This window comes from Pseudomonas cucumis (assembly GCF_030687935.1).
Classification (GTDB): Bacteria; Pseudomonadota; Gammaproteobacteria; order Pseudomonadales; family Pseudomonadaceae; genus Aquipseudomonas; species Aquipseudomonas cucumis.
Genome location: NZ_CP117454.1, coordinates 1,181,592 through 1,193,402, shown reverse-complemented (window position 1 = coordinate 1,193,402; position 11,811 = coordinate 1,181,592). Strand labels below are relative to the sequence as shown.

At 60.6% G+C, this 11,811-nt stretch carries 13 protein-coding genes; 5 read left to right on the top strand and 8 right to left on the bottom strand.

Annotated features, from left to right (window positions below; all coding sequences use genetic code 11):
• Window positions 1–71 precede the first annotated feature (71 nt).
• On the top strand, window positions 72–716 hold the full coding sequence (locus PSH97_RS05195; protein WP_305448367.1) for a TetR/AcrR family transcriptional regulator: 645 nt from the start codon (window positions 72–74) through the stop codon (window positions 714–716).
• Between the two features lie 128 nt (window positions 717–844).
• Here the strand turns inward: PSH97_RS05195 and PSH97_RS05190 are convergent, their stop codons facing one another.
• Window positions 845–1,627 carry a class I SAM-dependent methyltransferase gene (locus PSH97_RS05190; RefSeq protein WP_095631693.1) on the bottom strand — a complete coding sequence of 261 codons (783 nt, stop codon included), beginning with the start codon at window positions 1,625–1,627 and terminating at the stop codon, window positions 845–847.
• 93 nt (window positions 1,628–1,720) lie between these two features.
• Between PSH97_RS05190 and PSH97_RS05185 the strand changes: the two genes are divergently transcribed.
• A complete protein-coding gene (locus PSH97_RS05185; RefSeq protein WP_305448366.1) occupies window positions 1,721–2,341 on the top strand; it encodes an energy transducer TonB in 621 nt (206 codons plus the stop codon).
• Window positions 2,342–2,344: 3 nt separating this feature from the next.
• On the opposite strand, the gene PSH97_RS05180 is transcribed toward PSH97_RS05185, so the two are convergent.
• The 7 genes from PSH97_RS05180 to ppc form a co-directional block, all read right to left on the bottom strand.
• On the bottom strand, window positions 2,345–3,040 hold the full coding sequence (locus PSH97_RS05180) for an extensin-like domain-containing protein (RefSeq protein WP_305448365.1): 696 nt from the start codon (window positions 3,038–3,040) through the stop codon (window positions 2,345–2,347).
• A gap of 2 nt (window positions 3,041–3,042) precedes the next feature.
• Window positions 3,043–3,864, bottom strand: a complete 822-nt coding sequence (locus PSH97_RS05175; RefSeq protein WP_253549925.1) for an isocitrate lyase/PEP mutase family protein — start codon at window positions 3,862–3,864, stop codon at window positions 3,043–3,045.
• Between the two features lie 33 nt (window positions 3,865–3,897).
• Window positions 3,898–4,758, bottom strand: coding sequence for a DUF72 domain-containing protein (locus tag PSH97_RS05170; RefSeq protein ID WP_305449749.1), 861 nt, complete (start codon window positions 4,756–4,758; stop codon window positions 3,898–3,900).
• The gene (locus PSH97_RS05165) at window positions 4,755–5,060 is read right to left on the bottom strand and encodes a hypothetical protein (protein ID WP_305448364.1); all 306 of its coding nucleotides are present in this window, start codon (window positions 5,058–5,060) and stop codon (window positions 4,755–4,757) included. Before PSH97_RS05165 ends, PSH97_RS05170 begins: the two co-directional genes overlap by 4 nt.
• Before the next feature lie 231 nt (window positions 5,061–5,291).
• Window positions 5,292–5,966 carry a tRNA (adenosine(37)-N6)-threonylcarbamoyltransferase complex dimerization subunit type 1 TsaB gene (gene tsaB, locus PSH97_RS05160; RefSeq protein WP_095054185.1) on the bottom strand — a complete coding sequence of 225 codons (675 nt, stop codon included), beginning with the start codon at window positions 5,964–5,966 and terminating at the stop codon, window positions 5,292–5,294.
• 93 nt (window positions 5,967–6,059) lie between these two features.
• A complete protein-coding gene (adk, locus tag PSH97_RS05155) occupies window positions 6,060–6,707 on the bottom strand; it encodes an adenylate kinase (protein ID WP_007906266.1) in 648 nt (215 codons plus the stop codon).
• A gap of 289 nt (window positions 6,708–6,996) precedes the next feature.
• On the bottom strand, window positions 6,997–9,627 hold the full coding sequence (gene ppc, locus PSH97_RS05150) for a phosphoenolpyruvate carboxylase (protein ID WP_305448363.1): 2,631 nt from the start codon (window positions 9,625–9,627) through the stop codon (window positions 6,997–6,999).
• Window positions 9,628–9,832: 205 nt separating this feature from the next.
• Here ppc and PSH97_RS05145 point away from each other — a divergent pair, with 205 nt between their 5' ends.
• The 3 genes from PSH97_RS05145 (at window position 9,833) to PSH97_RS05135 (ending at window position 11,799) form a co-directional block, all read left to right on the top strand.
• A complete protein-coding gene (locus PSH97_RS05145) occupies window positions 9,833–10,159 on the top strand; it encodes a pilin assembly protein (RefSeq protein WP_305448362.1) in 327 nt (108 codons plus the stop codon).
• 381 nt (window positions 10,160–10,540) lie between these two features.
• A complete protein-coding gene (locus tag PSH97_RS05140) occupies window positions 10,541–10,954 on the top strand; it encodes a DUF4398 domain-containing protein (protein ID WP_305448361.1) in 414 nt (137 codons plus the stop codon).
• Between the two features lie 56 nt (window positions 10,955–11,010).
• Complete coding sequence (locus PSH97_RS05135) at window positions 11,011–11,799, top strand: OmpA family protein (RefSeq protein ID WP_305448360.1); 789 nt, start codon at window positions 11,011–11,013, stop codon at window positions 11,797–11,799.
• Window positions 11,800–11,811 lie beyond the last annotated feature (12 nt).

Below are 11,811 nucleotides of genomic sequence, written 5' to 3'. Positions count from 1 at the left end.
GGCTTGGAATAATTATACTGACCAGTATGTTATTAATAGCAAACTCACCAGTCCAGTATTAAAAGCGAAGAATGTCAGACAATCTTTCCCCACCCAGCGGTCCGGGCCGCCCCAAGGATCTGGCCAAACGCCGGGCAATCCTCGACGCGGCGAAAATCCTGTTTCTGAGTAAGGGATACGCCAACACCAGCATGGATGCCGTAGCGACTGAGGCCGGCGTGTCGAAGCTGACGGTCTACAGTCATTTCAACGACAAGGAGACGCTGTTCTCCTCCGCTGTCGTGGCCAAATGCGAGGAGCAATTGCCTCCGCTGGTTTTTGAATTGCCGGACGGCATCGCCGTGGAAACCGTGCTGCTGAACATCGCACACGGCTTTCATCAACTGATCAACAGCGACGAATCGGTGAACCTGCACCGGCTGATGATGACGCTGGGCAGCCAGGACCCGAAACTCGCACAGATTTTCTTCGAGGCCGGGCCGGAACGCGTGTTGCACGGCATGGAGCGCTTGCTGAGCAAGATCGATCAGAGTGGCGTGTTGAGCATCGATAAACCACGCAATGCCGCCGAGCACTTCTTTTGCCTGCTCAAGGGCGCAGGGAATTTCCGGTTGTTGTATGGCTGCGGCGAGCCGGTGACCGGGGATGCGGCTGAGGCTCATGTGCGGGAAGTGGTGGGGTTGTTTATGCGGGCTTATCGGCCGGAGTCGGTCTGATCGATTTGATGATCGTTCCCACGCTCTGCGTGGGAATGCAGCCCGGGACGCTCCGCGTCCCTTTCAATGCGGACGCAGAGCGTCCATTGAGGCATTCCCACGCAGAGCGTGGAACGATCAGTATCGAATCAGGGCTTGAGCGCTTTCTTCGGATAAATGTCATACCGGCTGGACTTGCCGTCCAGCGCATGACTCGGCTTCGGCCCCTCGATGCATGGCGCCTTGCGTGGGCGCTTGACCACCACCCGGTGACTGGCCAGGGCCAATGCCGCTTCGAGCAGGGCCGGCGCATCCGGGTCATCGCCTACCAGCGGCCGGAACAGGCGCATTTCCTTCTTCACCAACGCGGTTTTCTCGCGATGGGGAAACATCGGGTCGAGGTAAATCACCTGCGGCGGCTCGCCCTCCCAGTTGCGCATTACCTCGATCGAGTTGCCCTTGAGCAAACGCATCCGCGCCACGATCGGCGCCACGTCGAAATCTTCCGCGCCACGCGCCAGGCCATCTTCAAGCAAGGCACCGATCAGCGGCTGGCGCTCGATCAGGCTCATCTCGCAGCCCAGGCTGGCCAGCACGAACGCGTCCTTGCCGAGCCCCGCCGTGGCGTCCAGCACGCGCGGGCGCACGCCCTGGGCGATGCCGACCGCCTTGGCGATCATCTGACCGCTGCCGCCGCCGTACAACCGACGATGGGCCGCACCGCCCTCGACAAAATCCACTCGCACCGGTCCCGGTGCGTCCGGCCCCAGTTGTTGCAGCTGCAACCCCTGCTCGCCCACCTGCAAGGCAAACTCGCCGTCATCCACCTGCAACGGCAACCCCAGGCGCTCGGCCCATTGCTCGGCCTGTGGCTGAAAGGTCGTGCCCAAGGCCTCGACATGGATGCGGCAGGCCGCAGGTTGCTCAATCATGGGAAAACACGCTCAAAAAATTAATGATCGGCAAAAACGGCCGATAACCAAACTATCGAGCATTTTGCCAGAGCTGAGCGTCGACCGAGAGAAATGTCAGACATTCAACGCACATCGATAGGTTACATCTCGCCCCACGGCGATTTTGGCCTGCGCAATTCCCAAGCACTGAGCGGCGTCAGTCACCTGTGGCAGGATTTTTTTGCCCAGGCCCTGGCCGATCAGTCGGGCGATGTCGTGCCGGAGTCTCTCAACTTTCCGCCGGTCGATCTCGACAGCCCAGTGGAACCGACCGTCGGCAGCGAGCTGCTGGCGCACATCATTTCCCAGCGCGAATGTGATGTGATCGAAACACCAGTCCGTCCGCCAGAACCCCTGTTCCTGCCGATTGCCGAGTTCGAAATGGACTTGGCCGACAAACCGTTCCCGCCGTTCCCGCCGGAAGAAATCGTCGCGCAACAGAAACAACAGGACTTCGAAAGCGGCTGGGTTCGCCCGATCGTGCTCACCGCCGGTCAACCGCTGCCAGAGCCTGGCACCGCAGCGCAACCGCGTCCGCTGCACTTGCCGATCGCCGAGTTCGAACTCGACCTGCTGGACAAGCCATTCCCGCCGTTCTCGCCCGAAGAGCTGGTGGAGCAACAGAAACAATTCGATTTCGATAACGGCTGGGCACGCCCGATCGTTCTGCAGAACCTGCGCATCGCCGCCTAACCCTCAGCGACACCGCCACCACGGCCCGACATCCACATGAAAGTGATTGCGATGGGCGGCGTTGTAGTCCGGGCTCAACACCACACTGAACATATCGCAGGCGCCGTCGCGGACCTGACGGAGAAATCGCGCGTCCTGGTTATCCTTCGGCCAATCCCTGAGCACGCTGATGAATCGGCCGTCCGCCAGCCGGAATCCGCTGATATCCAGGGCATCGGCCGTGGCATGCTGGCTGCGTCTGCCGTTTTCGCGATTGTAGACGTTGCGACAGGCGAAGCTGCCAAGATGGTCGACCCGTTTCACCGCCTGCCCGTAAGCTGCCTGAGCCGCCGGTTGCAGGGCGTGGCGCTCGAACAAGGCGAACGCCACCGCCAGGCTGCAACTGGCGAGGAAACTGCTGCTCAGCGCCGCCTCGCCACCTTGCACGCGCAAGGTGTTGGTCAACGGGCAAGCCGCGTCCGGGCTGTCGGCCTGATGGCTTACACGTAACCCGGAGCTGCTCAGGGCCTGGTCGCATAACTGCGGATCATCGCGCAGACGCATCAATTTGTAGCGGGTCAGCAGGTTCGGCTCGGTCTTCACGTCCAGCGGCGCCCACGGGTTCCATTGCGGGGGAATGGACACCCAGCCGCGCCAGATGCTCAACCCGGCAGCGCCGATGATCAACAGCACCAGCAACAGCCCCCACCGAAACCGCATCGTCAGCCTTTGAACAATTGATTGGCCTTCTGGAACGGCATCGACCGGGAGGTGAAGCCGAAGGTCCCGTGTTGCTGGATTTCCTCGGCAGCGCGGAAAAACTCGCCATACGCCGCCAGCGCCAGGGCCGAACCGACGCTGATGCGTTTGACGCCCATTTCACTCAACTGCTCCACCGTCAGTTTGAGCCCGCCGGACATCAACACATTGACTGGTTTCGGCGCCACGGCACGCACGACTGCCAATACTTCTTCAGCGCTGCGCAGACCCGGCGCATAAAGCACGTCGGCCCCCGCCTCAGCGAACGCTTGCAAGCGGCGAATGGTGTCGTCGAGGTCAGGATTGCCGTGCAGAAAGTTCTCGGCACGCGCCGTCAGCACAAAGGGAAAAGGCAAGCTGCGGGCCGCCGCGACGGCCGCTTCGATACGCGCCACGGCATGTTCAAAGCAGTAGATCGGACCGTCCTCACGCCCCGTGGCATCTTCGATCGAACCGCCGACGGCACCAGCCTTGGCGGCCCGCACAATACTTTGGGCGCAGTCCGCTGGGGCGTCGGCAAAACCGTTTTCGAGATCCACCGCTACCGGCAGATCAGTGGCCGCGACAATCGCTTCAACGTTCGCCAGGGTCTCGTCGAGCGTCAGCCCGCCATCGGGACGGCCCCGGGAAAAGGCGTAACCGGCACTGGTGGTCGCCAGCGCCTCGAAGCCAAGGCTGGCGAGCATCTTCGCCGAGCCGGCGTCCCAAGGGTTGGGAATGACAAAAGCGCCCTCGCGTTCGTGCAGTGCTTTGAACGCCTGGGCTCGAAGGGTTTGCGCATCCATTGGCAGGCTCCTGAAAAGGGGGAAAAACCCGCTTCAGAGCAAGCCAAGTTGCTCGGCGGCGGGTTCTCTGTATAGCTCAGGCAGCGGCGGCAAGCCAGGCAAACGCAGCATCAGTTGTACGTGGAAACGTTGTGCCAGTTTCGCTGCCAGCAGGTTATCGGCGGTGTGCAGGAAGATATAGGGCGTGCGGCCCTCTTCGATCCAGACAGCGATTTTCTCGACCCACGGCACCAGGAACGGATCGTTGGCTTCAAGCACAGGATGGCCGATGAAGCGCACCTGTGGGAATTGAGTAAACGCAGCAGGACGAGGCGGCACCCTGGGCTTTTTCGATTGGGCGTGGAGCACTGAAGGATCGGTCGAGATGCAGCTGAACAGCGCTCGCGGATCGAGGCAGATACGCTCGACACCGCGGTCCAGCAGCAAACGATTGAGCATCCGCTCGGCGTCGCCCTTGGCGAAGAACTCATCGTGCCGCACTTCGACCGCCAAGGGCCGGTCCACCGCATCGATAAAACCGGCCAGCTCGGACAAGCGTTGAGGGGTGAAGCTTTTGGACAATTGCAGCCAGAGGGGAGAAACCCGTTCACCCAGAGGGCTGAGCAATTGCAGGAAGGTTTCGGCAGCGGTCAGTTGCTCGCGCAGGTCGCCGCTGTGGCTGATGTCGCCGGGGAACTTGGCGGTGAAGCGAAAGTGTTCAGGCATGGTTTCGACCCAACGCTGCACGGTGGCGGCAGAGGGGCTCGCGTAGAAGGTCGTATTGCCTTCTACGGCGTTGAACACTTGAGAATAAAGATTAAGAAACTCGGCGGGCCTGGCGTCTTGTGGATACAAGTATTCGCGCCAGGCGTTTTCGCTCCAGGACGGGCAGCCGAGGTAATAAGGCAGCATCAGATGTACAGGTCGAGACCCAGTACATCCGCATCCCAATCGACAAAAGTGGCGGTGCTCAGGTAACTGGCCAGTGCCATCGCCACGCTTTTGCTCATGGCGCGGTGATAAATCATGTCTTGTTGTCGAGCGGGGAGATTGCTCAGGCGTTGCGCGGAGGCTTTGGCGGCGCGGGCGGCCAATTGCTCTTCGGTTGGGAATTCCAGCTCGCCGTCGATATCGACGGAGTCATCCTCCACCACAGGGCCTTTGCGGGGCTTGCGCTTGATGGGGTAGGACTGGGAGGAAACGCCGTCTATACGCATGAGTACATGTCCGGTATCAGTGATGGCAGTTTAGTGGCGCATAGCCCACTTCGCAAACTGCCGAGTGATAACTAGAACACATAAAAGACAAAAGGTTTAAAAGCGCAGGAGAGAAAATGACGATTTGCGCTGGCTGTCAGACTGCCATCGCGGGCAAGCCTGCCCTCACAGGATCTCCGCTAACCCTGTGGGAGCGGGCTTGCGCGATTGGACCCGCTCGGTCCGGGAAATTTAACGCGCTTTGGGGGTCGCGACTTTATCGCGCAGATACACCGGCTGCGCCTCATCGGCCACGATCGCTTCACCGCGTTCCCAGGCAAAGCGTGCCAGGGTCAGCAGGTCTTCGGCGTGGGGCAGCATACCTGCGTCCTGCCCGCTCAGGTTGACCGCAATGCGTTCGGCATACCCCCAACCGGTGCCAGCGCCGAACCACTCGCCGCTGGCATCGGCCGGCAATGCGGCGGCTTCCGGTGGCAATACCGCTTCGTTGCCCACCAACCGCATCTCCCCCGCCGTTTCGCGGTAGCAACCCCAATACACCTCATCCATGCGCGCATCGATGGCCGCCGCGACCTGGCTGACGCCATGTTCGCGATAAGCCCGCTGGGCGAGTACGGCGAGATTGGAAACCGGCAACACCGGACGATCCAGCGCAAACGCCAGACCTTGCACCACGCCGATGGCGATTCGCACACCGGTGAACGCACCCGGCCCACGGCCGAACGCAATGGCATCGACCGCTTGCAGCGTGGTCCCGGCGTCGGCCAGCAGTTGCTGGATCATCGGCAGCAGCTTCTGCGCATGCAGGCGCGGGATCACCTCGTAATGACTCGTAACTTTGCCGTCATGCAGCAAGGCAACGGAGCAAGCTTCAGTCGCGGTGTCCAGGGCCAGCAAGGTGCTCATCGATGTTTCCGTAAGAGAGGTCAGAAAAAGTGCGCCAGTATAAACAACTACGGCCCGCAAGCGGGCCGTAGAAGATGAAGCCGATCAGACTTTTCAGCTCAGTGCTTCAAGCACCTTGCCAGTGATCACTTCAACCGAGCCAACACCCGGAATATGGCTGTATTTCGGCTTGCCCTGCGCTGAGGCCAGACCCTGGTAGAACTCCACCAGCGGTTTGGTCTGGGAGTGGTAGACCGACAGGCGATGACGCACGGTTTCTTCGGTGTCGTCCTTGCGCTGCACCAGCTCTTCACCGGTGATGTCGTCTTTGCCGGCGATTTTTGGCGGGTTGTAGACGGTGTGGTACACGCGGCCGCTGGCCTCGTGAACGCGACGACCGGCGATACGCTGAACGATTTCTTCGTCATCGACGGCGATTTCGACCACGTTGTCCAGTTCCACGCCAGCTTCTACCAGCGCTTCAGCTTGCGGAATGGTGCGCGGGAAACCGTCGAACAGGAAACCGTTGGCACAGTCAGGCTGCGCGATACGGTCCTTGACCAAGGCGATAATCAAATCGTCGGAGACCAGACCACCGGCATCCATGATGCCTTTGGCTTTAACACCCAGCTCGGTACCGGCCTTTACAGCAGCACGCAGCATGTCGCCGGTAGAGATTTGCGGAATGCCGAATTTCTCGGTGATGAACTTAGCCTGAGTACCTTTACCGGCCCCGGGAGCTCCCAGCAGAATGACGCGCATCGATGTGCTCCTCAATTTTTTATTTAAATAACAAAGGATTCGCCTCGTGGGGCCAATCTCAAAAATAGGGTCGTGACCGCCCAAACGGCCAAAGGCTGATCAAGATACACAGCAGGCCCGGCCCACACAAGCCGCCGAAAGTCGGAGAAACCCGCGCCTGATGAGACCCTGCGAAGGGGTGATCCAAGTCGCAACCCCATCATTAACTGTCGCGTGACAGACCTTTTCGACCGCTCGCCAGCAGGCACTCGACGCTCGCGCCGGGTGCCTGTCCCCCACGACAAAAACCTTAGCCGGTATTTCGCAAACCGGCGGCAATCCCCGCCACAGACACCAGTAACGCCTGTTCTACCGGGCTGCCTTGGGCCACATCCTGTTGCCGCGAACGTGCCAACAGTTCGGCTTGCAATAGATGCAGCGGGTCGAGGTAAGTGTTGCGCAGACGGATGAATTCAAGGGTAGCTGGGCTATGTGCCAGTAGCTGCGACTGACCGGTCAACCCCAGGACCACCGCACAGGCCTGCGACAATAGGTCGCGTAAATGCGCACCCAAAGGGAGCAGATCCGGCTCGACCAGGCGCTCATCGTAAGACTGGGCGATATCGGCGTCGGCCTTGGCCAGCACCATTTCCAGCATATCGATGCGGGTACGGAAGAACGGCCACTGCTCGCGCATCTGCCCCAGCAACTCACCCTCGCCGCGCTCCAGCGCCTTGCTCAATGCCGCTTCCCAGCCGAGCCAGGCCGGCAACATCAGGCGCGTCTGGGTCCAGCCGAAGATCCATGGAATGGCGCGCAGGCTTTCGATGCCACCCGCGCGGCGCTTGGCCGGGCGGCTGCCCAAAGGCAAACGCCCCAACTCCTGCTCCGGGGTCGACTGGCGGAAATACTCGACGAACTGCGGATTCTCCCGCACCACGGCGCGGTATGCCTTGACGCCGTCGGCGGCCAATTCGTCCATCAAATGACGCCAGGCAGGCTCAGGGGGTGGCGGCGGGAGCAAGGTCGCCTCCAGCACCGCTGCCAGGTACAGATTGAGGTTTTGCTCGGCGATGTCCGGCAGGCCGAATTTGAAACGAATCATTTCCCCCTGCTCGGTGGTGCGGAAACGCCCCGCCACCGACCCCGGCGGCTGCGACAGAATCGCCGCGTGCGCCGGACCACCACCACGGCCCACGGTGCCACCGCGACCGTGGAACAACAGCAGTTCCACTTGTTGCTCACGGCAGATGTCGACCAAACGCTCCTGCGCCCGATACTGCGCCCAGGCTGCCGCCGTGGTGCCGGCGTCCTTGGCCGAGTCGGAATAGCCGATCATCACTTCCTGCGGCCCTTGCAGACGCGAGCGATAGCCCGGCAGCAGCAAGAGTTTTTCGATCACCGGGCCGGCGTTATCGAGGTCGGCGAGGGTTTCGAACAGCGGCACCACGCGCATCGGCCGCAATACGCCGGATTCCTTGAGCAGCAATTGCACAGCCAGCACGTCGGAAGCGGCGCCGGCCATGGAAATCACATAGGAGCCGAGGGAAGCCCCCGGCGCGGCGGCGATTTCCCGGCACGTCGCCAGCACTTCGGCGGTGTCGGCAGACGGCTTGAAGTACGCCGGCAGCAATGGCCGTCGATTGTTCAGTTCACGCATCAGGAAGGCGATACGCTCCTCTTCGCTCCAGTCCTCATAACGGCCCAGGCCGAGGTAATCGGTGATTTCGGTCATGGCCGCCGTGTGGCGAGACGAGTCCTGGCGCACGTCGAGGCGCACCAGAAACAGCCCGAACGTCACCGCGCGGCGCAGGCAATCGAGCAACGGGCCATCGGCGATGACGCCCATTCCGCATTCATGCAGCGAGTGGTAGCACAGCTCCAGCGGGTCCAGCAGGTCACGATTGTTTTGCAGCACATCGGCTGACGCTGGTGTGGTTGCCGTCAGGGATGCGTGGGCCCAATTACGGGTTGCGCGCAGGCGTTCACGCAATTGTTTGAGCACTGCGCGGTAAGGCTCGGCGCTGTCGCCGGCCTTGGCTTTCAACTCGTCACTGGCCTGCTGCATCGACAACTCGGCGGCGAGGTGATCAACATCGCGCAGGTACAAATCGGCGGCCATCCAGCGCGCCAGCAGCAGCACTTCACGGGTCACGGCAGCGGTGACGTTGGGGTTGCCGTCGCGGTCGCCGCCCATCCATGAGGCAAAGCGAATCGGCGCGGCCTCCAGTGGCAGGTGCAGGCCGGTGGCGGCATGCAAGGCCTGATCGGCCTTGCGCAAATAATTGGGAATCGCCTGCCACAGTGAATGTTCGATCACCGCGAAGCCCCACTTGGCTTCGTCCACCGGTGTCGGTCGGGTGCGGCGGATTTCTTCGGTGTGCCAGGCTTCGGCGATCAGGCGCTGCAACTTCGTCTTGATCTGCTCGCGTTCGGCGGTGGTCAGGTCACGATGGTCCTGAGCAGCCAGTTGCGCGGCGATCGCGTCGTACTTCTGAATCAGCGTGCGACGCGCCACTTCGGTGGGGTGCGCGGTCAATACCAGCTCGATTTCCAGCCGCCCCAATTGCCTCGCCAGGGACTCGGCATCATGGCCCGCAGTCAGCAGTCGAGCGAGCAGTTCCGGCAACACCCGGGCCTCGAACGGCTCGGGCTGCGACTCTTCGCGGCGATGAATCAGCTGATACTGCTCGGCGATATTGGCCAGGTTGAGGAACTGGTTGAATGCCCGCGCCACCGGCAGCAGCTCGTCTTCGCTCAACTGGTTGAGGCTGGCGCTCAGCTCGGCGTCCATCGAACCGCGACGATCAGCCTTGGCGCCCTTGCGGATCTGCTCGATCTTGTCGAGAAAGTCGTCCCCGTACTGTTCACGAATGGTGTTGCCCAACAGCTCACCCAACAGGTGAACGTCCTCGCGCAAGCGTGCATCAATATCGGTCATCAGCAGTTCTCCAGCGAAAATCCGGGCGGCTATGCTTTGATATATGAGAGTGCCGTCGTAAAGCGGTTCTTACAAGCAGACGACGAAGGGACTTCAAACACAGGGCGTTGCAACTAGTCTCAACAATAAGCCGTACAACGGCTTGCCGCCGATACCGGCGGACACTCACCCGGCCTGCCACGAGCAGGTGCGCAATGAGGTCATTATGAAAATCCGCGAGCTCGCCCAGCATTGGGAAGAAAACGCCAAGGGTCGCCTGACCGACACCGGCTACACGATTCGTCTGGACGTGGAAGCCGCCGCACGGCTGGCGGCGATTATCGAGATGTACCCCAAACGGCAACCTGAAGAACTACTCGGTGAATTGATCGGCGCCGCCCTGGAAGAACTCGAAGCGAGTTTTCCGTATGTGAAAGGGTCAACGGTGGTGGCCACCGACGAAGAAGGTGATCCGCTGTACGAAGACGTCGGTCCGACCCCGCGTTTTCTCGCTTTGTCTCGGCGTCATTTGCATGATTTATCGACCGATTGACAAGCAAAAACACTAGAACCTGTGGGAGCGAGCCTGCTCGCGAAAGCGCTGGATCAGCCACCCTCAATGCGGATTTACTGACGCATTCGCGAGCAGGCTCGCTCCCACAGTTTAATTGCCTCCATCCTTCAAAACGGCGTATTACCAAGTCCCTCAAAGCCTGGGAATACCCCTGCACAACCCGAAAGTTCCCGAGTTAGAGCCTTGTCCCCTCGGTCAAAGTTTTTTCGGGCGATGGGCCATCTTCTCTGAACTTTTGAAAAACACTTCGGGTCAACCCAGTAACCACGCCTGGGACGGCCGTTTCAAAAAGCACTCTGGAAATTGTAGGTTGCGGCTCCTTGCCCAGGATGGATTCAGATGTTTTTCAGGAGTTATCCAATGGAGTTGAAGACCATGAAGACCAGCACTGCCCCATTCTCGTTCACCCACCTGCGCGGTCTCAAACTGGCGGCCCTGGCCATCGGCAGCAGCTTCGTTCTGGCCGGTTGCGCCGGTAACCCGCCGAGCGAGCAATACGCGGTGACCCAATCCGCCGTGAACAGCGCTGTCAGCGCTGGCGGTACCGAATTCGCCGCCGTGGAAATGAAGGCCGCTCAGGACAAGCTCAAACAAGCCGAAATCGCCCTGCACGACAAGAAATATGACGAAGCCAGAATGCTGGCCGAGCAAGCCGAGTGGGACGCCCGTGTCGCCGAGCGCAAGGCCCAGGCGATGAAAGCCGAACAAACTGTGAAGGACTCCCAGAAAGGTGTTCAGGAACTGCGTCAGGAAAGTCAGCGCACCGTGCAGTAAGCGCGCATCCCGATTTCCAGACCTGAAACTCTTATCGATAGAAAGGACGAACCATTATGCGCAAACAATTGATGATCCCCGCCCTCCTGGCCGCAAGTGTTGCACTGGCTGCCTGCTCCACACCGCCCAACGCGAACCTGGAGCAAGCCCGTACCAACTACACCGGCCTGCAAGCCAACCCGCAAGCGAGCAAAGTTGCGGCGTTGGAAACCAAAGACGCCAGCGAATACCTGGACAGGGCCGAAAAGGCTTACCTGGACCGGGAAGACCAGGCCAAGGTCGACCAACTGGCTTACCTGACCAATCAGCGTGTTGAAGTGGCCAAGCAGACCATCGCTCTGCGCACCGCTGAAAACAATCTGAAAAATGCCGCGGCACAACGGGCGCAGGCTCGTCTGGATGCCCGCGACCAGCAGATCAAGCAGCTGCAAGACAGCCTGAACGCCAAACAGACCGATCGCGGCACCTTGGTGACGTTTGGTGATGTGCTGTTCGCCACCAACAAGGCGGAACTGAAGTCCAATGGTTTGGTGAATATCAACAAACTGGCGCAGTTCCTTCAGGAAAACCCGGACCGTAAAGTGATTGTCGAAGGCTATACCGACAGCACCGGCTCGGCGCCGTACAACCAGTCGCTGTCCGAGCGTCGCGCGACCTCGGTGCAAGTGGCCCTGATCAAGATGGGTGTAGATCCTGCGCGCATCGTGGCCCAAGGTTACGGCAAGGAATACCCGGTTGCGGAGAACTCCAGCGTTTCGGGCCGTGCGATGAACCGTCGGGTGGAAGTGACCATTTCCAATGACAACCAGCCGGTCATTCCGCGTTCGGCGATTAGCGCCAAGTAAACTGACCACGCT